This window comes from Halomonas sp. JB37 (genome assembly GCF_002332255.1).
GTDB classification, from domain to species: domain Bacteria; phylum Pseudomonadota; class Gammaproteobacteria; order Pseudomonadales; family Halomonadaceae; genus Vreelandella; species Vreelandella casei.
In genome coordinates this window covers 2,363,734-2,384,469 of the sequence record NZ_NRGW01000001.1, presented here as the reverse complement: position 1 = coordinate 2,384,469, position 20,736 = coordinate 2,363,734, and the positions used below count along the sequence as shown (strand labels likewise).

Genomic DNA, 20,736 nt, shown 5'->3' with positions numbered 1-20,736 from the left:
GGCTGTACGACTTATTGAGACTGTCGCGTAGGGCCTGGAGGCGATTAAGGTGTCATCAATAATAATGGAGCGCTTGAATGATTACCGCCTACCTTACCCACCCCGATTGCTCATTGCATCATATGGGGCCAGAGCATCCGGAAAGCCCACAGCGTCTGGAGGCTATTCGCGCCCACCTATCGCTTGCTGGTTTACTACAGCAGACCATGCAGGCTGACGCTAAAGAAGCGAGTGAAGAGGCATTAGCCAGGGTACACCCCTTGCGTCATCTTCGCTCGCTGGAAAAGTGTTTACCCAAAGAAGGCATCATCGCATTGGATGACGATACCATGATGAATCCTGACAGCCTGCAAGCCGCTAGAATGGCTGCCGGCGCTGTTATTAAAGGGGTTGATCAGGTTTTTAAGTGCCAGGCAGATAATGTGTTTTGTGCCGTTAGGCCGCCTGGGCATCATGCGGAAGCCAGCGATGCGATGGGCTTCTGTTTTTATAATAATATTGCCGTTGGCGCAGCCCATGCCCGCGAAAAATATGGTGCAAAGCGTATTGCCATACTGGATTTTGATGTGCACCAGTGCAACGGCACGATTGATATTTTCAAAAACGATCCTGACATTCTTATTTGCACAAGCTTCCAATACCCGTTTTATCCGTGGCGCTATCTGCGCAGTGAGTGGCAAAACGTTGTGAATACGCCATTAGAAGCAGGCACCGATGGGCCCGAGTTCCGGCGCATTATCGAAAGCCATTGGATGCCCGCTTTGCATGCTTTTAAGCCAGATTTAGTTATGATATCTGCAGGCTTTGATGCCCATCGTGATGATCCAATGGGCGACATTTGCTTGGAGGATGAAGACTTTTACTGGATCACTCATCTTGCTATGGAAATCGCTACACGATACGCCGATAACCGCATTGTTTCGGTGCTTGAAGGTGGCTATAACCCAAAATCGTTAGCCAGTGGTGTCGAGGCGCATCTAAAAGCGTTGCTTGGTCTGCCCTTCGCCGAAGTGCCTTAAGGCCCGACTCTATTGGGCCTGGCTAATGGGAGTGAGTTTGAGCTGTGGTATCATATTTATATTCAAATGCCCCACGTTAACGCAGCCAATGTGACGATTTATGACCGCAACTACTGAAGAGCATGCCGCGCTGCGTATTGCATCGGGAAGCAAACCGTTTGTTGAACCGCTGCGCCTGGGCGAACGACTCAAGCAAATTCGTCTTGCTAACCAATGGACGCTGGAAGATGTAAGCCAACGTACAGGGCTTGCGCGTTCAACGCTGTCTAAAATTGAGAATGATCAAGTGTCACCTACCTTTAGCGTGGTGCAGAAACTGACGACGGGCCTGAACATTGACCTGCCCCAACTGCTGACGCCACCTAAGCGTGAGCGTTACACCATGGGCCGTCGCGATTTAACCCGTAAAGGTAAAGGCCAGCTACATCCTACGCCTACCTACGAACATGAATTGCTCGGGCATCAGCTAGCCCAAAAGCGCATGATCCCCTTCAAAACTATCGTACGCGCCCGCAGTTTCGATGAGTATCAACAATGGGTGCGCCATGATGGCGAAGAATTTTTAATGGTGCTGCATGGCGATATCATGCTCCACACCGAGTTTTATGCCCCGCTAGTCTTAGCCGAAGGCGATAGTATCTACTTCGATAGTGATATGGGCCATGCGCTCGTGTCGACCAGCCATAGCGATGCAGTGGTGCTTTCGGTGTGTACGCGCGGCGATGTTGCTTAACGTGATAGAAAAATGCGTGTTAGAGGCAATTAGTCGGCTTTGGCAAACCGGCTAACCGGGCAATTCTTTTAGGTGGGCTGCCTGGGAAAAGCTGCATCAAGTAGATAGAACGCCCCTTCTCTTCACCCAGTGCCGTTTTGGTTGCTTTTACCAACGGCCTCATCGCCGGTGCCATTTCATAGCGCTGATAAAAAGCCCGGACGACATCAATTATTTCCCAGTGTGCAGGCGTTAACGGCAAACCTTCTTCATTGGCCATTAACTCAGCCACTGATTTACTCCAGTCCGTTTGGTTAACTAGATATCCTTCAGGATCGAGGCCCCATTTTTTTTCTAAGTCAAGATAACGGTATACTTTTCCGATAGACATGCTTAATACCACGTTACTGTTTTTTCATTCTGCTCTGTCAATACTACAAAACCGTCTACATCTACAGTAGGTAGTCCATTATCAGCAGCTATGTTTGCAAGGCCTCTAGAAGTAAGGTCTTCAGAAAGCAAATAGATACGCTGATGGAAGTGCTGCCATGCGCTCCAAGTAGGATTAAGAGCGGCTGTCACCGCCTCTTCAACCAATAGCACTGTATCTTGAGCCCCTACCGCATGCTGCATTTGAGTAAATGCACTACTATCTGGCGTATTGGTGAGGATGTGTAACATGGTCATTGCCTCACTAAAAGCTAAGTATTTTGGCGTGTTGCTGCAATAAATCAGGTATATCTACATTCGCTATTAACGTTACGCCGTCGACAAGCGCATCTGTGGATATATCTAGGTTTTGTAGTGCCTCTTTAGGCACCCAGAGTTTATCAATATCGTACATTTCTAGCATATCGATTGTTGGCAGCGAGGCTTTCTGACCTGGCGCGCCACTACCCTGCCCTTTTAATAGTGCCATTATACCCTGCCCCATAAATAGCAGCTCCACCGGCTGCCCAAAAGCCGCTGCAACCAGTGCTGCATCTAACCCTTCACGCAACCAACTAGAGCCGTGAGGTGCATGGCGAATAATCACCAGCAGTGTGTCAGGTGTCGCCATTGACTCCCCTTTTAAGCAAAAGTAATAAACCGGTCAGACCGCTGCTGTAATTCAAGCAATTGTCCAAGGCCGGTTAATTCAAAGGGCTTTTCAATATTAAAGACTTGCTTACCATGCCGCTGCGCTTCTGATTCGCTCATTAGCCCTCGACGCAACGCTGCGGCAATACAGACATCTAATTGTACGTCATGTAGGCGATGAAGCTCGAGCCAAGCTTCATTGAGATTGAGTTCATCCTGCGGAGGTGCCATTAGTGAAGACGCATTATGAACACCGTCGTGATAGAAAAAAACTCCCGCTAACCGATGCCCCCGCGCAATAGCTGCGTGGGCAAAACGTAAAGCAGAATGCGGTGCAGGACTGCTATAAGGGGCGCCCATCACCAGTAAACCGTACTGCATCATCTTAATACCTAGTCACAGCTAGCTCAAAAAAAAAGACAGGCCCTCCAAAAGGGCCTGTCCTATCGTCTAACGCTGTTTAAAATCAGTCGTTACTCATAATGCCCAGAATCGACAGGAGGCTAATAAACAGATTGTAGATGGATACGTAAAGCGTCACGGTAGCGAGAATGTAGTTAGTCTCACCAGCGCGGTGAATGATTTCACTGGTTTGATACAGAATGGCAGCTGAAGCAAACAGTACAAAGCCTGCAGATACCATTAGTGACAGCGCGGGAATATTGAAGAAGATACCCGCGACCATGGCAAGAATCAGCACGATGGCACCAGCCATCAGGAAATTACTTAAAAAGCTAAAATCCTTTTTGGTCGTAAGTGCCACAGCGGACAAACCAACAAACGTAAGCCCGGTCATAGCAAGCGCATTCATGATCAATGCACCGCCGTTTGGGAGCGTTAGGTAGGCAGAAAGAATCGGCCCAAGGGTAAAGCCCATGAACCCCGTAAACGCAAACGTAGCCAGCAACCCTGTCGCTGAATTCGCCGTTTTATGGACAAGGAACATCAGTCCATAAGCACCGACAAAGAACACGATAATGTTCATTTGCTGGATGCCCATTGCAACAGCGGCACCCGCTGTTACTGCCGAAAACAAGAGTGTCATCGCCAGCAGTGCGTAGGTATTACGCAATACTTTATTCGTACTGACACTGTTTGCCACACCACCGGACTGGGGGCGTGCCATACGTGAGTCGTTGTAAGCCATGTGTTAATGCTCCCTAATAGTATTCTACCGACGGACAAGAATGCCGTTACTGAGTTCCAGACGCAAGTACTTGTCGTCTACGCAAATGGTAATTCGACGTTGCACTACTCACAGGTGAGCTTGAAACAGCGGGCATTGCCTACGAAGTCGGTATTTATTTCGGTGCCCCGCACGCATTTAGCGTGTTTGGAAGCGCTGCCTACCGAGAAAACGCCGACCAGCGTTCGTGGGCAACGTTTAAAGGCTGGCTAAATGAGATACCTAAATAAATCTAACTCTTACGAACACCTAGTGACGCGAGCCGTGCCACTAGGTCATCGTCTGATGGAAGAATTATTTAACTTTGTGCTTCTTCTTCATCATCTTTGTGGGCGGTCACGGTCGTGACTGCCGTTTGACGGGCATCTTGAGGAGAGCTATATAGACGTGCATCGATCACATGCAACACTGCCAATTGAGCAAATAGCACCGCAAAGCAGACAATCAATCCTTTCAACATGGTAGATCTTCCTTAGTGAATTAATAGCATCAAGCTGACAGCATAATAACGATTATTTTTAGATAAACAACGGGGCCTAACGTGAATTAAATAATGTTAACCGCTCTTAGAAGACTTTTGAATGATATTCCTATTCACAATTATCTGTCTCTCAAATACTTAACGCCTGTATCAGGTGGTCCGCTTCAGCAGGATTGGTATTTTTCCATCGATAGAATCAATCCTTAACGGTTACTTTTCGCAGGTCATCGACGGAGATGCCATCCGGCAACTCTGACTCGCTGCTCGGCAGCCAGACAGGTGAGAAGTCGCTATCTTCTCTACCATCATCATGCGTATGCCCTGGAATACGATAAACCACTTGCTCGCGTCGATGATCCCATGCGAATACACGCTCCATACGCCACTCCTCGTTAAAGAATATTTCAGCTAAGACACTAGTGCCTACGTTGACGTTCCGTCACGAGCAGACCCGATGGTTGATTGCCATTTTACGGCTCTGAGGAATATTCGCATATCAATGGCGGAGATATGCTTCGCATTCGCACGCATAAATTTTAGCCAATCGACATAGACCGCATAGATGCTGTTAAATGTAGCAGGATTATTTAACTGATAAGGAGTTATCCATGAAAGCACTCATTCCACTGTGTTTAATTGCCGTACTGCTGGCAGGCTGCAGCTCAGGTCCTTCTTCATCACGAACCGCAGATTGCCGCGATGTAGCAGAAAAAATGGGCGACACGATGGCCTACGGTGACTGTATGCGAGGGACAAAGATTAATACGTCTGGTTTTTGATACGGCTCAGCCGGGTTCTCTAGAAAGCTAGAAGCCTTTTCAGCAAAGCTCTAAGCCCCCCACCGCGACAAGCGTAGGGGCTTAGAAGTCGACATTAGAGGTAAATGATAGGAAAGATTAAATCCTAGCCACGGAATTAATTCTTATCGCCTGTTATTTCACCCGCGATTTTTCGCAGCCCTTTTTCAATAAGATGTTCCTCACCTTCTCTTTCAAAGTCTGCTTCCGCGGTTGGCTCAAAAAGCGCTGCCCCACAAGAATCACATGTAGGTGTCGCTTTAGATTCGATCTCAACGTCGGGGTTGTATTCCTTACCGCACTTTTGGCACTTATCTACACTGTTCATGGCAGATCTCCTTTTGCCGTACCCATATCTATTGAGCAACAAGCAGAAGAATAGGTTCAACCAAGGATGATGAAAAGATAAGTGACTAAATGACTCTTAATGAAAGATAGCTCGTGCACACAGGAGAATTTTAGAAAAAAATGCCCCTGGCGAGTCAGAGGCATTAAAGTGGCTTCTATGAGTGAACTATACGGGTCGCGCCTATACCACTGTCGTTGGCGAGGTTGAGTATCTCCAGATGGGAAAGCGAATTTGAGCCTTTGCTCTACTGCAGCGGCACAATGAACAGACTGCCCAGGACGCTATCTAGCAAGTAACCCCAGCAATGAAGCGCTATATTAACAACAACCTTGTGAAAGCTAGAGGCAAATAAATATCACGAAATACCAGAAAACATAGCGCTTCGACACAGGTAGGCCAAACGAACTCTGTCCCGTTTTTTTTTCAAAATAACAACAATATGGCGGAAATCGCGACGCCTGTTGTGCCCATCATTATCACGCAGAAACCCATAATATCGCGCGCCTTGAGCCCAGCAATTGCCAATACGGGCAGTGCCCAGAATGGCTGAATCAAATTGGTCCAAGCATCACCCCACACAAACGCGATAACAACGTCCGCGAGATCTGCGTTTAGCGACTGGGCCGCCTCGACAAGAATAGGCCCTTGAACCGCCCATTGCCCTCCTCCCGATGGAATGAAGATATTGAGTATGCCCGCCGATAGAAAACTCACAAACGGCAATGTGCCAGGCGTCGAAATATTGGCAAACGCTTGTGCTAACTCAGCCCCCAGACCTGAAGCACTCATCATGCCCATAATCCCAGCATAGAACGGAAACTGGATAAGCACGCCGGAAACCCCGCGCGCCGCCTCATCGATAGCGGCAAGAAAGCTGCGTGCGCTAGCGTGCAGAGCCAAGCCTAGAAAAATGAGCACGAAGATGATGATGTTTAGATTGAGGCCACCCCCATTTACGGCATAAACGACCACCGAAGCAAAGCCCAATGCCGCACTTACCCATGCTAATGTCTTGGACCGCTCTAAACGTTCAGCCGGACGCAGCGCCTCTGATGGGCTGTCCTTAACGACGTCTTCTTTTAGGTTGTCAGAATTTACAGTCACAGGCTTATCGATACCCCACATCAATAAGCGGCAGGTCAGCGGTAACACGATAAGGATCGCCGCGCATATACTTAGGTTCAGTGCACTGAAGATTGTTTCGCTGGTCGGGATCAAACCGATCTGATCTTCAAGAAAGTGCCCTGGCGTTGCAATAAGTAGCGTTGCTGACCCTGATAGGCCAGCATGAAAGCTGATGAAGCCCGCATAGGCACTGGCCACCAATAGTCGATAGTCGACACCTTCGACTCGCCGGGCCAATTCGCGGGCAAGAATTGCACCAGCCACTAGGCCCATGCCCCAGTTAATCCAGCATAGGACTAACGTTGTGAAACTCACTGTTAAAATGGCACGTCCAGGCGTTTTCGCTACGCCAGCGATACGATCTACCAGCCCCATAAATACTGGCGTACGCGCTACAGAGAACCCTGCCACAAGAATAAGCGTCATCTGCATTGCAAAACTTAGCAGATTCCAAAACCCATCTTGCCAATAGCCGAGCATTGCCACAGGTGCTTGGCCTTGAAAAACAATGCCAGCTAAGAACACAATTAATGTGATGAAAAGTACCAGAATTAGCGGGTCGGGCATGTAGCGATCAAACGCGTTAACAAAGCCGTTAGTGAATGTTTTAAACATGATGTGGTTCCGCCTGGAGGTCAGTGATTAATACCGCGATGATGACGGTAGGTCAGAGTGGCGCTGGTCAGTTTTTATAGTGTTATCCCAATCGATATGCTGGTGTTCCACCATCCGGCAGACATCGACGAATACCCTTCCTCTGGTAGTACTATGCTCCTTTCTCTGCTAGCACTATTTCACGAGCAGACCACAGGGTGAGACCATGACGCGTGATAAGCGCATAACCATGTTCTCATTTCCCGCTTGGGCTGACTTGGGATCTCGTCTTGGAGTGCACACTTCATTTACCTCCTTTTTGTTTTATTCTTACGTGGCGATTGTAATCTCTGTCAACGGCACGGCCTGACAGGTTAAACACTGATTTGCTTCCAATTCGCTGCCGCTAAGATGCGCGACTTCTCCATCAATAAGCTCGCAGATACAGCTCTCACATTGACCGACGCGACAACCGCTCGGTAGCGAAAAGCCATGCTCAAGGGCGGCGTCAAGGATCGAGCCCATTTCTGGTCGCCACTCAAAGCTATTCCCTGTTCCTGCTACGTGAACGATTTGAGGCTGTAACTCAAGGGGAACAGGGTTAGGCGAGGTAAAGGCCTCGAACATGATGTCAAACGCCGGAATGCCTAGTGCTTTCATCGCCTGGTTCGCACTGTCAATGAAGCCAGGGGATCCACAGATGTAGATGAGTGGTCTTCTTGACTGGAGCAGAGTGACCGCCGAAAAATCTACCCGACCGTGAACCGTGTAATCCTTGCCAATCTCATCGGACGGTAGAGGAGCAGAATATGCGGTGATGCTATGCAGATTAGGCAGCGCCGTACGAAACTCTTTTAGCCTGTTTGAAAAGGGGTGCTCGTCCCCACTTCGGCATCCATGAAGCAACATGATTTCAGTGTTTCCACTTTCGGCCACGAGGCGTTCCAGTGCACTGATAAACGGTGTGATGCCAATACCAGCTGCGATGAAGACAATGGGTCGGTCACCATGCGTTGGAGGATTAAACACCCCGGCTGGAGATTCAAGCTGGAGGCCGTCACCGATAGATAATTTATGAAGGGAAGCCGAGAGCGATTTTCCTTCCAGCCCTTCGAGGTCTGTGCCCTGACGCCGAACGGCAATCGATAGTGTGTTGGAGAACAAGCCAGAGCCGGTCAATGAATAGGAACGGGCTGGGCCATCTGGGCCGACTCTGGTAGCGACATATTGCCCTGGCAGAAACTCCGGCAGGGCCTGACCGTCCGCAGGTGCCAGTTCAATAGCGATGATATTGCTACCCTCTGGCCGTATTCGAACAATGTTGAAATCACGCCAACCGTTCCAACGCCCGATATTCCGGGTTGGGTGCGGGCTGATTTCGCACTGGATGGCACGCAATGGAACTGAACCGCTGACAGGATCGTGTGCTGTATCGCTCAGTACCGCATTTATATTACTTGTGTTTGGACCAGATACTGGAGTTTCAGCACGGTTAAGAGCTAGCGAAGACTGCCACCAGCCAAATTCAGCCAGAACCACACGATCGTCCAGCGCCTCATTCAGTTTCACCCGCAGCAGAGCTTTACCGGCAGTGGTCGCGACATAGGCCCAGTCTCCTTCGGACAGCCCACGTGAACGCGCAAGCGTCCCGCTAACTTCTATCATGGGGTCAGGTGATTTCTTACGGAGGGACGTAATATGCCGATGAGAGCTGTGCACGAACCAGCCGGATTTTGCAGTAGTCAATGTAAGAGGGAAGTTCGCTCCCTTGCTATCCGCGTGCATTGGGCTTTCCAAAGGCTCGACATGGCAGGCAATGGCGGGGTAGTGAATGTCTAGAAGTTGCTCAGAATAGAGTTCGACAAGCCCCGAGCTAGTAGGAAATCCTTTAAGCCTATCCTTTAGCGCGAGCTGGCCATGTTTCTGCAATGACGATGGTTGGGGAAACCTCTTTCCGCCGGGGGATTGTCGCAATTGATTGACCGTCACTCCCAATGGCTCAAGCTGCCAATTCCACCCCGCCTCTATGCTACCGCCAAAGAAATCCACCTCAAGACCCAGACGGCAGGCAAGATCGAAAACAATGTCATAGTCGGCGCGAGCATCGAACTCACAATCGATCATTTTGGGGCGAAACTGGAGGGTCTCAACCGCCGCCTGATTGATTTCGAAACCGATTTTTAATGCATCACGCTCTGGGGACAAATTCACCGGTAGTATGATGTCAGCACACTCCGCTGTCGGGTTCATGAAAATGTCCGCGTGTACATGGAAGTCTAATGCGCGTAACGCCGCCAGATTGCGCTCAGCATCAGCCTGCGATACCACAAAGTTAGTACCGAAGCTCATCAATGCCCGAACTCGGTAAGGTAAATGTTCGGTAGCTGCACGGCTGAAATCGCGGGCGGTAATCCATCCGCGGGATGGAGGTCCAAGGGGCAGCTCAGAAAGTCCAAGGGCCTTCTCCTTCTGCCCTTTCGGTAACAGTGAAAGCTGATTGACGGTACGCGTCGGTGGCGGTGTCGGCCATATATTTCCGCCAGGTATATCGCACGCGCCCGTCAAGGCATACATACTCGCAATGGCACGCTCGATGGCAGTGGCATTGGTATGTTGCCCGACCCCCGTCCAAGAATGGTATGCCAGCTTTGGATTACCCTCGAGTAAGGCGTAAAACTGTATAAGTGCGGACCTATCTACCCAACTGACGTCAGCGACATGTGCCGGTGTAAAAGGTTCGGCAGTTTCCTCAAGCAAGGAGTAAACCGTCTTGGCGATAAATTCGGTACCGTTTCGATCGGTCAGCCGAAGTTCATGGTTGAGTTTGAAATCATCAGCCATTGCTTCAGAGGCCCAAGGATCGAATCTTCGCGGTACTCCACTCTTATCGACCACAACAAGATGCTTGGGCCCTTCCCCGCCCCAGAGATCTTCCGCGCGGACAAGATGGCCCGTTTGCTGGTTGACCAGCACGCAGGCGTTTGTCCACCGGCGGACAAACGCATCATTATAGGTGTTCGTTTTGATTAGATGGCGGATGGCGCCCATCGCGATCGCCGAATCAGCTCCTGGACGCACTCGCAGCCAAACGTCGGCTTGCTGCCCAGATCCATTTGGCTTGGGGTCAATGACGACAACCTTCGCGCCTCGGCTGCGAGCTTCGGCAATTCGACTAGCCTGGGCAAGCCATGTCCTTGCCGGATTATGACCCCAAAGGAGGATAACGTCGGCATTTTCATAGTCGGCAAAACCGATGCCGCGTCCGAAGGTTAGTTCATGGGCATAGTCCTTGTGCCAGCCACAAACCTCAACGGCGTAGATAAGATTGGGCGAGCCGAAGCACCTAACGAAACGTTCAACCCACTCGAAACTATCCACCATGGGGGTACCGCTCGGCGTGGTAATCGCAAAAGCAACCGCTTCGGGACCGTCTACGTCCCTGATGTCACCCAGATGGCTAGCAACTTCGTCAAGCGCATCGTTCCAAGAAATTGCCTCCCATTTGGGGTTCGGAGCGCCTTTGGGAGAAATTCGCCGTAAAGGAGTGCGTAGCCTCTCAGGACTGTGAACCATCTCGGGAGAAGCTCGCCCCTTCGCGCAAAGAGCACCGCCAGTTGGGTGGTCACGCAAGGGCTCAATAGACACAACACGGTTACCACGCACAACCGTCTCTGAGCCACAGCGTGAACGGCAGAGCGTGCAATATCCCTTGAACCTTTGTTCAGTCATGAGTCGACCTCGCACTTTTAAATGCATTATTGTAGCGCGCTACAATAATGCATTTGGATTCTGGCCTTGTCAAAGGTAACGAATTATCATTGAAAAAATGCATCCAAAAATCTGAGTGAACACGCCAATGCAACAGAATCTTCGCGAGCGCATCCTGAAGCAGCTTCGCTCCGAAATCATTTCAGGTGAGAGCCTTCCAGGGACGCTCTACTCCGTCCCTGCATTATCAGCTGAGCTCGATGTTTCAACGACTCCCGTTCGTGAAGCATTGCTCGAATTGGCAAATTCCGGGTTGGTCGAGCCTGTTAGAAATAAAGGCTTTAGGGTTTCGCGACCGTCGATGAAGGAGCTGCACGATCTTTTCGCTATGCGCGATCTTTTAGAAATACAGGCCGCAAAATTGATGATGGCCGATACGCCATGCGACACAGAACCGCTAAAACACTATGCCCGCGAAATCGAACGTGCCGTCAAGGAGGATGATGTTCGTGCTTATCTTGTCGCCGACCGTTCCTTTCACAACGCCATGTTCATGGCGTCTGGAAATGAACTGTTAGCCAAGACAGCACTCTCCCTTCGAGATAGGATGCGCCTCTTCGGTATTCGCTCGGGTGCAGGGGTGGACCGACAACGTGAATCAGTCGGGGAGCATTACAGCATTATTGAACTTATTGATGCCGGTGAGACGGGCGAGCTTATTACACTCTTGCAGCACCACATTCTTAGCTGGAGGCCAATATTTTCGGCGGCTCTAGAACAAGACGACCTTCGCACTCGAAAAAAACGACTTTTGGGGAGTCAGTCATAATGTTGAATGAGAATGAGCAAGGGTTGATCCTTCGGCTGTTTATGTAGGCGATCCGCACCCACGCCAGGTTAAAAAGAGACAAATAAGTATGGTTTCGCTCAAAGTGTTGCAACAGATCACGTGCATCAATCGTATCTTCGCGGATTACGAAGTAGTGACAGCCGGTACACTTGGTCTACTGTACACGAAGCGCGGAAACCGATGCCCCAAAACGGTCGCTGAGTTTCCTGCCAGGTAAGGCTGCCGCATAAAGGTCTGGTCGTTGGTTCACTACAGCATCCACTACCAGCCCACCATTGGATTCGCCCTGGACAACCAAACCAGTTTCCATCGTGATGCCTTGCGTTATAAGGAACTCACTGACCGCGATAAAATCATCAAAGACATTCTGCTTGTTCTCCAACTGTCCCGCTCGGTGCCAAGCTTTAGCGCTGCCTATCCCTGGCAGTTGATCCGTGCCGTCAGCAGTACCATCAAGCGTGAAGCGGCGCATCTGAGTATGCGCATCACAGAGATAAGTCTGTCAGCAGATGTACGCCGAACAGGGCCGCATCGTTCATGACATCCTTATTCTCAGGTATGACAAGCTCGGTCGCCAATTCGGCATCGGCCAGATTGATAGCCACAACTTTACGTCTTTCGGCATCCGGTTGTTTCACGCCTGACAAACCGAAATATCAAGCTTCTCGCTCAAAATAGTGCTGGCCATCTACTCGCGCTTATAAGCGTTGCTGCCGATTAAACTGGCAACTTTCAGCATATCGATAAACAGCACAGGCCGTATGCCGGACTGCCTGATATTAAACTTTAGAAGCCCATTCAAGCTGCTTGCCGAGCTTTTCCACGAAGCTCGCCATGCTTTCCTCGCCTAGATCTACCGCCTTTGCCCCACCTCCAGCCACTAGCGTTACGTCGGAAATACCAATGACATTCAGTACCAGACGCAAATATTGAGTTGCGATATCGCGGTTCTTAATGGGTGAGCCCTCAGTGTATACACCTCCAGATGCGATCAGTACAGTCGCCTTCTTGCCAGTCACTAAACCGCTTCCATCAAAGCCAAGCGTCAAACCCTTACGAACAATGTGATCCACCCAAGCCTTCAGGACAGCCGGAACATTGTAATTGTAAACAGGTGTTGCAATAACGATGTGATCAGCGGCGAGCAATTCCGCAACAAGTTCGTCTGAAAGCTGCAATGCGGCAGCCATTTCGGGTGAATGTTTATCCACAGGTGTGAAGTAGGCTTGTAGCCATGCAGCGTCAACGAACCGAAGTCCTGTCTCCAAAAGGTTGCGGTTGATGATGACACCATCAGAGTGAGCGGTTTCCCACTCTTGTACAAATCTCCGCGCCATGTTGTGTGATACTGAGCTTTCACCGCGAGGGCTAGCTTCTATAACCAAAAGCTTTTCCATTTTAAATCCCCAAAAAAGTAAAGAAGATAGCGCCGTATCGGCGTGTCTCTCCAAATGAGTGTGTTTGGAAAATATAAAGACATTTGTTAATTACCGGAAGTGATTAAATTATGATTAAGTCAATCGGTTTTTATGATAGAGATTGAGGAGAATCCACTTTGATAGAAAGCCTTACACTTGATCAGCTACGCGTTTTAGTGACGATTGCTGATGAGGGAAGCTTTTCAGCGGCGGGCCGGAAACTGGGTCGCGTCCAATCGGCAATTAGCCAAACGATCGCGACGCTTGAGGATATACAGGGCGTCTCGCTGTTTGAGCGTAGTGGCTACCGTCCCGTATTAACGGACACAGGACGAGTGCTTGTCGAGCAGGCGCGATTAGTATTGGCAAGCGCCGCTAGGTTTGAGGGAGTCGCTATGGGAGTGCGCATGGGATTGGAACCAGAGCTTGTCATTGCAATCGATCCTTTAGTTCCATCGGCACCCCTCATCGAAAGCCTATCTGCCTTAAACCAGACCTTTCTGAATTTGCCCGTCAATTTTTCGACCGAAGGATTGGGAGGTTCGCTGCGGAAGCTAAGAAGCGACTCGGCAGCCATTGGTATCTGCTTGCTGCTTCCTGCCATTCCGGATGATATGACTGCCTATCCACTGCTTCGCGTTCGGATGCAGGCTGTGGTAGCTCCTGGGCATCCGCTGGCACAACTTGGACGAGCGGCGACGCAACTCGACCTGGAGCCACATGTTCAGCTCGTTCTATCGGATCCGATCGATCCAGGAAGCGCTAACTTTGGGCTTGCAAGCGCAAGAATTTGGCGCTTCGCGGATCTTGGCCGACGGCTAGATTTTCTGCTGGGTGGTTTCGGTTGGTGCCGCATGCCGGAACATCTCATAGCGAAGTCAGTCAGTGCTGGAAATTTGGTACCACTGCGCATTGAGAACGATCCAACGCCTGAGGAAGGGTTAACAATTTATGCCGCGCATAAGCGTAACCGGCCCCTAGGGCATGCTGGACAATGGCTACTGGATGATCTCAGAAGGCGTTTGCAATCTTAAGGCCGCATCTCTCTGTGGTGCGTCACTCCAGCGAGGCTGAACTAAGGCAGCTCTGAGTTGAACCTAATTGAGATGGCCCAAACGTAATTGTAAGAGCCGCAGATACTTGCAGCCAAGGTACTCTCTCGCTGCAAAGCAGGCATAGGATTTCCCCAACTGTATTTCCCTTGTTACAGACACAAAAAAGCCGCTGAAATCAGCGGCTTTTTCCTAATAGGTGGCGGAGGGACAGGGATTCGAACCCTGGGTAGGTTATTCACCTACGTCGGTTTTCAAGACCGGTGCATTCAACCGCTCTGCCATCCCTCCGGCTTATGCGTGCATATACTACCAGCTTTTCCTTGTAAGTCAACGCCCTTAGTACAATCGAATACCAACGCGAGTAATGTTTCCACCTTCCATCTCGCTGACTACCCAGTGAATGCCGTGCCAGTCCACATCATCCCCTAGCACTGGATGCCCTCCTACGCGCATGGCAACAAATTCAGCCAGCGTTATGCTCGCCTCTCCGTCGCTTAACGTTAAACCATAGGCTAGGGCCACATCTTGCATTAGTGAGGTGCCATCCAGCGTAAAGGTGCCGAAGAACTCGCGCTCCTGTTTTAGTTTCGCATCACCATTAAACAACCGATTAAGGGTATTCAAATCCGCTGAGCGACCAATAACGCAAATCACGTCGCCCAGTTGCAGGCGCGTACTGCCCTTCGGTTGCAGCATGGCGTGATTACGAAACAGCGCAGAAATTAATGCCCCAGAAGGAAAACGCAGCAGGCGAATAGGCACGTCTTCTAAATCTTGATTTTCTACGCCATAAACAAATAGCTCAAAGTCATTTTCGGGCAAAATACCCAGCGGACCCCGTCGGTTGGGGACGGTGCCAACCGGCACCTCTACCTTTAGGTACCGGGCCATTAGCGTTAGCGAGCCGCCCTGGATCAGCAGTGACATCAATACAACAGCAAAGGCGATGTTAAAGTACAGAGAGGCATTTTCGACCCCGCCTATAACCGGGAAGATGGCCAGCACAATCGGAACGGCGCCTCTCAACCCTACCCAGGATATGAAGAAGGTTTCGCGCCAGCGGAATTTGAAAAATGGCTTAATAGCAATCAGCACGGCCAATGGGCGAGCGATAAATATCAGCGCTAGCGCCACCAAGCTGGCAGGCAGCGCTACGTCCCATAGCTCACTGGGCGTTACTAATAAACCCAGCACCAAGAATAGGCCGATTTGACTGAGCCATGCCAAGCCGTCATGTACAGGCAAAATGAAATTGAGGTGCCGCCCCGGCTGATTGCCAATCATCAGACCGGTTAGGTAAATCGCCAAAAATCCGCTACCGCCCAATACGCTGGCGAAGCCGAAAACGCTAAATCCTAACGCCAGCGCTAACATTGCATAAAGGCCCGGTGCTAAGTCGAGCCAGCGCAGCAATTTGGCACTTAGCCAGCCACCGCCGATCCCAACAATTAAGCCAATTCCAAATTGCGAAATGAAAAATAGCAGCGTGTCCGTTGGGCCGCCAATCTCACCTACCAGCAACTCCACCAACATTAGCGTCAGGAAAATCGCCATCGGGTCGTTGGTGCCTGACTCTATTTCAAGCGTAGCCCCTACCCGCTCATTAAGATTAACGCCGCTGCCACTAAGCATTGAAAATACGGCAGCAGCATCGGTCGAACCAACAATCGCACCGACTAATAACCCCTGCACCAGCGTGAGATCAAAAATCCACATCGCGATTAAGCCAACGATACCACTGGTGATAAAAACGCCAAACGTGGCCAAAGAAAGTGCCGGTTTAAAACCAACCCGGAAGGTTTTAAGGCGAGTACGCAAGCCGCCATCTAACAAGATCATGGCAAGCGCGAGATGACCAATAGCAAACGCCATGGAGTAATCATCAAACACCACACCAAGCACGCCCTCTTCACCCGCCAGCATGCCCAGCCCTAGGAAAATAAGTAGTACAGGTACACCCATCATTGAAGATAAGCGGCTTGCCAAGATGCTCAGCGCCATCAGCGCGCCGCCCACCAAAAAGAACATATAAATTGCATCCATGACTCTCTGCCTCTACTTCAATACAGCGCTATTATTGCATGTAACCATTTAATTTACTGTGTCTTGACGGCTTACGCTTATGCCTAAAGGGCTGGTCAGGAGCTTTACTCGGCGGCTACACTTCGCCGTCACAAGATTTGGAGTTACTGACTATGCTGCGCTGCCGATCACGCCAGTGGCACTTTGCGTTACTCACCGTTATTGTCACTTTGTTGCTCTTCACTTCCGTTTGTCACGCTGACAGCGACGATCAGAAAAACGACCAGACAGCGATTCCGCTGACGCTAGAAACCGTTGTGGTAGTGCCACCTTCACTGTGGACTCCTATTGAGGATGTCAGCGAAGATGAAGTGCCGACCATGGCCCTGACACCGGCGCCTGCGCTAGAGCCACCGCCATTAAAAAACATTACGCTAATGCTGGATTGGTACTTAAGCCCCCAGCATGCAGCGCTCGTGGTGGCCAAAGAACGTGGCTACTATGCCGCTCAAGGCCTTGAGGTAGACATTCAGTCACCGGCAGATCCATCTATCGCTATCAAACTACTAACGGCCGGGGAGGTAGATTTAGCGTTAACGCGCCAGCCTTTGCTACACCTTTATGCCCATGAAGGCGCCCCTATTATTCGAATTGCGACACTGATTGAAACAGCATTAACAGCGGTAGTCGTAATGGGGCCTGAGCAGCTTGATAACGCAAAAAATCTAGCGGGATTGCATTATGGCTACACCACCCGCGAAGGACTTAATTTAAGTATCCCACGACTAGTGCCGCGCTCTGTACAACAAACAGATGATTTTTCTGCCCCTCAGAATTTACACTTTGATCCGACAAGAGCATTGAGAGAGGGCCAGGCAGACGCAGTGGCTGATGGTTTCTTTCACTACCTACCGCCGCAGCTAGCAACCGAAGGGATTACCACGCACTTGATACGCTTTGAGGAGCTGGACATCCCTCGCCACGATGGGCTAGTGGTGCTCGCGAACAGTGATTCCGTCGTGCGCCGCGCAGATACGTGGTCACGCTTCACAACCGCTATTGAAGAGGCCAGCAATTGGATAGTTGAAAACCATGACGCAGCATGGGCGCTATTAACCGCCACTCATCCCGTGCTCGACAATGACATCAACGCGGCCGCCTGGCAGGATATCTTACGCCGCATGGCACTGAGCCCTGCCGCCGTTGACAGTCACCGCTACACCGCATTTGAAACTTACTTGCTGCAAATGGGCCTTATAGACGACACGCTCCCTCTCTCACGTTTGGCAGTAGACCCACATGTACTCTAACTGCTTACTTATCGCTTGGGAGGCGCATGAGCGAAAACGCCCTCATTTTTATTGATTTAGAAACAACGGGAACACGCGCGACACGTGACCGTATTACCGAAATAGCGGCATTAAAAATTGCTAACGGCGAGGTGATTGATCGTTGGTCGAGCTTGATCTACCCAGAGGGTAAGGTCCCGGCACAAATTAGCCAGCTGACCGGTATAGATGATCGCATGCTAAGCAGCGCCCCACGATTTGTGCAGATAGCTAAGCCGCTGCGCGAGTGGCTTGGCGATGGGCATTTAGTCGCGCATAACGCACGCTTTGACTACAGTTTTTTACGCAACGAATTTAAACGCGCAGGTCTGGATTACCGCACATCGATTATCTGCACGCTACGCATGTCGCGGCGATTAGCGCCTCAAGAGCGGCAGCATAATCTCAAAGCATTACTCAGCCGTTACGATATCATTCCCCTTCGCCATCATCGGGCTGGTGACGATGTCAATGCGCTGTGGTCCCTATGGCAGGCCTGGCAGAAGGAACACAGTACCGATACGTGGCAGAACCTTCTTAATGAAGAGCAGCGCCACCGCACGCTGCCTGCGCATCTTGATAGCGCTCAACTCGAAGGATTACCCGCCACGCCGGGTGTTTATTTATTTTATGGCCACAATCGACTGCCACTCTACGTGGGTAAAAGCATTAATCTGCGCAGCCGCGTGCTGGGCCACTTTCAGCGTGACCACCAGGACGATAAAGAGATGCGCTTGGCGCAACAGGTTCAGCAGATTGAATGGGAGGAGGCAGCCGGCGATCTAGGCGCTCAATTGCGCGAAGCGCAGCTAGTGAAAAGATTAATGCCCATTATGAATCGGCAGCTACGCAAACAGGGAAAACTGGCGACCTGGCATTGGCCGGAAGGCGCAAACTGCCCTGAGCTCATTAGCGGTAGCGCCCTCAACCAACCACAGAGTAAAAAGCTGTATGGTTTATTTCGCAATGCAACGGATGCTAAGAAGGCACTTCGCTCAATCGTTGAGGAACACCAGCTTTGCCCACGCGTTATGGGACTTGAGAAGGGAAAGGGCCGCTGTTTTGCTAACCAGCTGGGCAAGTGCAATGGAGCGTGTAACGGGCAAGAACCCATAGTTGCTCACACACAGCGCGCAAAGGGCGCGTTACAGCAACTGCAAATCAATGCATGGCCTTGGCCTGGCAGCATTGCTATTGAAGAGCGCCCGACAGGCAACTCCCCTCCTGCCTGGCACGTGGTTCGCCAGTGGTGCTACCTCGGTAGCGCGGCGAGCATTGAACAAGCCAGAGCGTTAGCCGATACCCCCACGCTCTTTGATGTTGATAGCTATCGAATTTTAAACCGTTTTTTGCGTCATCCAGAGCAATATGGACTTACCGTTACAGAGCTTTGATCGCCATCTCGCTTATTGAGCGTTTAAAAAAATCTCAACGGCCTGCTGGAAAGCCTCAGGCTGATCGGCGTGCAGCCAATGACCGGCATTCTTAAGCGTTACGACGCGTGCGCTGGGCATTACCTCACGTAGTGCGGGTATCATGGCGTCAGCGACATAAGGGGAATCAGCCCCACGCAGCACCAGCGTCGGCCCTTCGTAGGGTTGCTCACCGTCCGGCTCGCCAATAATATCGCTATAACCCCGTTTGATCTGATCTAGCCCCACTCTTAACGCCATCACGTTATCGTCGTTACGCACCAGGTTAGTCGCTAAGAAAAGCCGCGTGGGGCGAGAGTCGACATGTTCGCCCAACATTACATCGGCCTCACTGCGCGTTTTAGGCTTACCTTCACGAACGCTTTCGAGTGCGGCAAACACATCATCGTGGCCATGCTCATACGCGACTGGCGCTATGTCGGCAACGATCAGCGAAACAACCCGCTCAGGCGACAGGCGGGCCAAGCTCATTGCTACTTTGCCCCCCATTGAGTGGCCCAGCACATGCGCACGCTCAATTGAAAGGCTGTCGAGCAGTGCTATAACATCGTCCGCCATCATTGCGTAGCGCATGCCCTCAGCATGAGGAGACCTGCCATGGTTGCGCAGGTCGACAGCAATGACCCGACGCGTGCGCTGCCACGCTTTCAAATGCGAGCGCCAGTTGTCAGCACTTCCTAGCAAGCCGTGAATTATCACCAGCGGAGTAGCGTCAGAGGCATTCTCATCAGCGGGCATATCAATACAGTGGAGATCAACGATGGCAGCGTCAGTCATGCAAGCTCCTATGTCTTAGCAATGTTTTTACAAACAATGTTTTTAGGCAGTGCGCGGCACGCTATCTACCTGCCCTGTCCAAACAACTAAACGGCGCGATAACCAGGCGAGTAGCAGGCCATACAGTGGCAAGAAGAATAACAGGCTGATCGCTAATTTGATTGCATAGTCGACGGCGGCAATTTCAACCCAATGGGCCGCCATAAACGGATCAGGGCTGTTGTAAAACGCCGTAGAGAAAAATGCGAACGTATCGGCAAGGTTACCCAGCACCGTTGAACACACTGGCGCGACCCACCAGGATAACTGGCGTAAACGGTCAAACACCTGGACATCAAGCAGCTGACCTATCACATAGGCTAAGAAGCTAGCGAGCGCGATGCGAGCGACAAATAGATTCCATTCAGAAAGCGCTGCAATACCGGCAAAGCTCCCCCGTGGAAACACAACTGAGACCACGTAGGACACCACCAGGGCAGGAAGCATAACGCGAAGAATGATAGCGCGGGCGGGCCCTTTGCCAAATAAGCGCACTGTTAAATCAGTGGCTAAAAAAATAAACGGAAAGCTGAAGGCTCCCCAGGTGGTATGAAATCCAAACAGCGTAAACGGCAACTGAACAAGATAATTACTGGCGGCAATAATGCCAATGTGAAAGGCCACCATTACTAATAAGCAGCGGCGGTGCTGAGCGTCACTCAATGCGAACATGTCGATAAGCCTTTTTGTACATAAGAAGAGGGGTTAGGGAACCCTCGAGGTCATTAGCGCAAGGTGGCGCTAGGGGGCAGCATTATACGGC

The 20,736-nt window shown here is 50.8% G+C and carries 24 protein-coding genes and 1 tRNA gene; 8 read left to right on the top strand and 17 right to left on the bottom strand.

The features are described 5' to 3' along the window. Positions 1 to 77 precede the first annotated feature (77 nt). Positions 78 to 1,019, top strand: a complete 942-nt coding sequence (locus tag CIK78_RS11075; RefSeq protein WP_096280002.1) for a histone deacetylase family protein — start codon at positions 78 to 80, stop codon at positions 1,017 to 1,019. Between the two features lie 100 nt (positions 1,020 to 1,119). Continuing rightward, positions 1,120 to 1,752 carry an XRE family transcriptional regulator gene (locus tag CIK78_RS11070; protein ID WP_096280000.1) on the top strand — a complete coding sequence of 211 codons (633 nt, stop codon included), beginning with the start codon at positions 1,120 to 1,122 and terminating at the stop codon, positions 1,750 to 1,752. Between the two features lie 19 nt (positions 1,753 to 1,771). Here CIK78_RS11070 and CIK78_RS11065 read toward each other — a convergent pair whose 3' ends face one another. From CIK78_RS11065 to CIK78_RS11045, 5 genes are all read right to left on the bottom strand, one after another. Further along, the gene (locus CIK78_RS11065; RefSeq protein ID WP_096279998.1) at positions 1,772 to 2,122 is read right to left on the bottom strand and encodes a TusE/DsrC/DsvC family sulfur relay protein; all 351 of its coding nucleotides are present in this window, start codon (positions 2,120 to 2,122) and stop codon (positions 1,772 to 1,774) included. A 2-nt stretch (positions 2,123 to 2,124) separates the two neighbouring features. Beyond that, the gene (gene tusB, locus CIK78_RS11060) at positions 2,125 to 2,412 is read right to left on the bottom strand and encodes a sulfurtransferase complex subunit TusB (protein ID WP_096279996.1); all 288 of its coding nucleotides are present in this window, start codon (positions 2,410 to 2,412) and stop codon (positions 2,125 to 2,127) included. A gap of 13 nt (positions 2,413 to 2,425) precedes the next feature. Further along, positions 2,426 to 2,791, bottom strand: a complete 366-nt coding sequence (tusC, locus tag CIK78_RS11055; protein ID WP_096279994.1) for a sulfurtransferase complex subunit TusC — start codon at positions 2,789 to 2,791, stop codon at positions 2,426 to 2,428. A gap of 11 nt (positions 2,792 to 2,802) precedes the next feature. Then, entirely contained in the window at positions 2,803 to 3,192 is a 390-nt protein-coding gene (gene tusD / locus CIK78_RS11050; RefSeq protein ID WP_096282355.1) for a sulfurtransferase complex subunit TusD, read from the bottom strand. Between the two features lie 85 nt (positions 3,193 to 3,277). Continuing rightward, positions 3,278 to 3,958 carry a Bax inhibitor-1/YccA family protein gene (locus CIK78_RS11045; protein ID WP_096279991.1) on the bottom strand — a complete coding sequence of 227 codons (681 nt, stop codon included), beginning with the start codon at positions 3,956 to 3,958 and terminating at the stop codon, positions 3,278 to 3,280. A gap of 134 nt (positions 3,959 to 4,092) precedes the next feature. Between CIK78_RS11045 and CIK78_RS11040 the strand changes: the two genes are divergently transcribed. Next, entirely contained in the window at positions 4,093 to 4,227 is a 135-nt protein-coding gene (locus CIK78_RS11040) for a dienelactone hydrolase family protein (protein WP_096279989.1), read from the top strand. Between the two features lie 68 nt (positions 4,228 to 4,295). Here the strand turns inward: CIK78_RS11040 and CIK78_RS17880 are convergent, their stop codons facing one another. Beyond that, a complete protein-coding gene (locus CIK78_RS17880; RefSeq protein ID WP_176483395.1) occupies positions 4,296 to 4,457 on the bottom strand; it encodes a hypothetical protein in 162 nt (53 codons plus the stop codon). A gap of 217 nt (positions 4,458 to 4,674) precedes the next feature. After that, the gene (locus CIK78_RS11035; RefSeq protein WP_096279987.1) at positions 4,675 to 4,857 is read right to left on the bottom strand and encodes a hypothetical protein; all 183 of its coding nucleotides are present in this window, start codon (positions 4,855 to 4,857) and stop codon (positions 4,675 to 4,677) included. A 229-nt stretch (positions 4,858 to 5,086) separates the two neighbouring features. Here CIK78_RS11035 and CIK78_RS17875 point away from each other — a divergent pair, with 229 nt between their 5' ends. Beyond that, complete coding sequence (locus tag CIK78_RS17875; protein WP_176483394.1) at positions 5,087 to 5,257, top strand: hypothetical protein; 171 nt, start codon at positions 5,087 to 5,089, stop codon at positions 5,255 to 5,257. A 136-nt stretch (positions 5,258 to 5,393) separates the two neighbouring features. On the opposite strand, the gene CIK78_RS11030 is transcribed toward CIK78_RS17875, so the two are convergent. The 3 genes from CIK78_RS11030 to CIK78_RS11020 form a co-directional block, all read right to left on the bottom strand. After that, positions 5,394 to 5,603, bottom strand: coding sequence for a hypothetical protein (locus tag CIK78_RS11030; RefSeq protein ID WP_096279985.1), 210 nt, complete (start codon positions 5,601 to 5,603; stop codon positions 5,394 to 5,396). Between the two features lie 444 nt (positions 5,604 to 6,047). After that, on the bottom strand, positions 6,048 to 7,364 hold the full coding sequence (locus CIK78_RS11025) for a TIGR00366 family protein (RefSeq protein ID WP_096279983.1): 1,317 nt from the start codon (positions 7,362 to 7,364) through the stop codon (positions 6,048 to 6,050). 309 nt (positions 7,365 to 7,673) lie between these two features. Further along, positions 7,674 to 11,072, bottom strand: a complete 3,399-nt coding sequence (locus CIK78_RS11020) for a molybdopterin-dependent oxidoreductase (protein ID WP_096279981.1) — start codon at positions 11,070 to 11,072, stop codon at positions 7,674 to 7,676. A gap of 127 nt (positions 11,073 to 11,199) precedes the next feature. Between CIK78_RS11020 and CIK78_RS11015 the strand changes: the two genes are divergently transcribed. Beyond that, positions 11,200 to 11,880 (top strand): GntR family transcriptional regulator, encoded by a 681-nt coding sequence (locus CIK78_RS11015; RefSeq protein WP_096279979.1) that lies wholly within the window; start codon positions 11,200 to 11,202, stop codon positions 11,878 to 11,880. A 175-nt stretch (positions 11,881 to 12,055) separates the two neighbouring features. Here the strand turns inward: CIK78_RS11015 and CIK78_RS11010 are convergent, their stop codons facing one another. The 3 genes from CIK78_RS11010 to CIK78_RS11005 all read right to left on the bottom strand — a co-directional run bounded on the left by CIK78_RS11010 (position 12,056) and on the right by CIK78_RS11005 (position 13,298). Next, positions 12,056 to 12,373: a prolyl oligopeptidase family serine peptidase gene (locus CIK78_RS11010; RefSeq protein WP_096279977.1), complete on the bottom strand. Its 318-nt coding sequence runs from the start codon at positions 12,371 to 12,373 to the stop codon at positions 12,056 to 12,058. A gap of 13 nt (positions 12,374 to 12,386) precedes the next feature. Beyond that, positions 12,387 to 12,539, bottom strand: a complete 153-nt coding sequence (locus tag CIK78_RS17870; RefSeq protein WP_176483393.1) for a hypothetical protein — start codon at positions 12,537 to 12,539, stop codon at positions 12,387 to 12,389. 141 nt (positions 12,540 to 12,680) lie between these two features. Beyond that, positions 12,681 to 13,298, bottom strand: a complete 618-nt coding sequence (locus CIK78_RS11005) for an NAD(P)H-dependent oxidoreductase (RefSeq protein WP_096279975.1) — start codon at positions 13,296 to 13,298, stop codon at positions 12,681 to 12,683. A gap of 158 nt (positions 13,299 to 13,456) precedes the next feature. Here CIK78_RS11005 and CIK78_RS11000 point away from each other — a divergent pair, with 158 nt between their 5' ends. Beyond that, on the top strand, positions 13,457 to 14,353 hold the full coding sequence (locus tag CIK78_RS11000; protein ID WP_096279973.1) for a LysR family transcriptional regulator: 897 nt from the start codon (positions 13,457 to 13,459) through the stop codon (positions 14,351 to 14,353). 218 nt (positions 14,354 to 14,571) lie between these two features. Here the strand turns inward: CIK78_RS11000 and CIK78_RS10995 are convergent. Beyond that, a tRNA-Ser gene (locus tag CIK78_RS10995) sits at positions 14,572 to 14,662 on the bottom strand. Between the two features lie 48 nt (positions 14,663 to 14,710). Further along, complete coding sequence (locus CIK78_RS10990; protein WP_096279971.1) at positions 14,711 to 16,417, bottom strand: potassium/proton antiporter; 1,707 nt, start codon at positions 16,415 to 16,417, stop codon at positions 14,711 to 14,713. Between the two features lie 152 nt (positions 16,418 to 16,569). On the opposite strand from CIK78_RS10990, the gene CIK78_RS10985 reads away from it, so the two are divergent. After that, on the top strand, positions 16,570 to 17,706 hold the full coding sequence (locus tag CIK78_RS10985; protein ID WP_096279969.1) for an ABC transporter substrate-binding protein: 1,137 nt from the start codon (positions 16,570 to 16,572) through the stop codon (positions 17,704 to 17,706). 26 nt (positions 17,707 to 17,732) lie between these two features. After that, positions 17,733 to 19,118 (top strand): 3'-5' exonuclease family protein, encoded by a 1,386-nt coding sequence (locus tag CIK78_RS10980; RefSeq protein WP_096279967.1) that lies wholly within the window; start codon positions 17,733 to 17,735, stop codon positions 19,116 to 19,118. 12 nt (positions 19,119 to 19,130) lie between these two features. Here CIK78_RS10980 and CIK78_RS10975 read toward each other — a convergent pair whose 3' ends face one another. After that, positions 19,131 to 19,934 carry an alpha/beta fold hydrolase gene (locus tag CIK78_RS10975; protein ID WP_096279965.1) on the bottom strand — a complete coding sequence of 268 codons (804 nt, stop codon included), beginning with the start codon at positions 19,932 to 19,934 and terminating at the stop codon, positions 19,131 to 19,133. Between the two features lie 42 nt (positions 19,935 to 19,976). Further along, positions 19,977 to 20,645: a 7-cyano-7-deazaguanine/7-aminomethyl-7-deazaguanine transporter gene (locus CIK78_RS10970; protein ID WP_096279963.1), complete on the bottom strand. Its 669-nt coding sequence runs from the start codon at positions 20,643 to 20,645 to the stop codon at positions 19,977 to 19,979. Between the last annotated feature and the right edge of the window lie 91 nt (positions 20,646 to 20,736).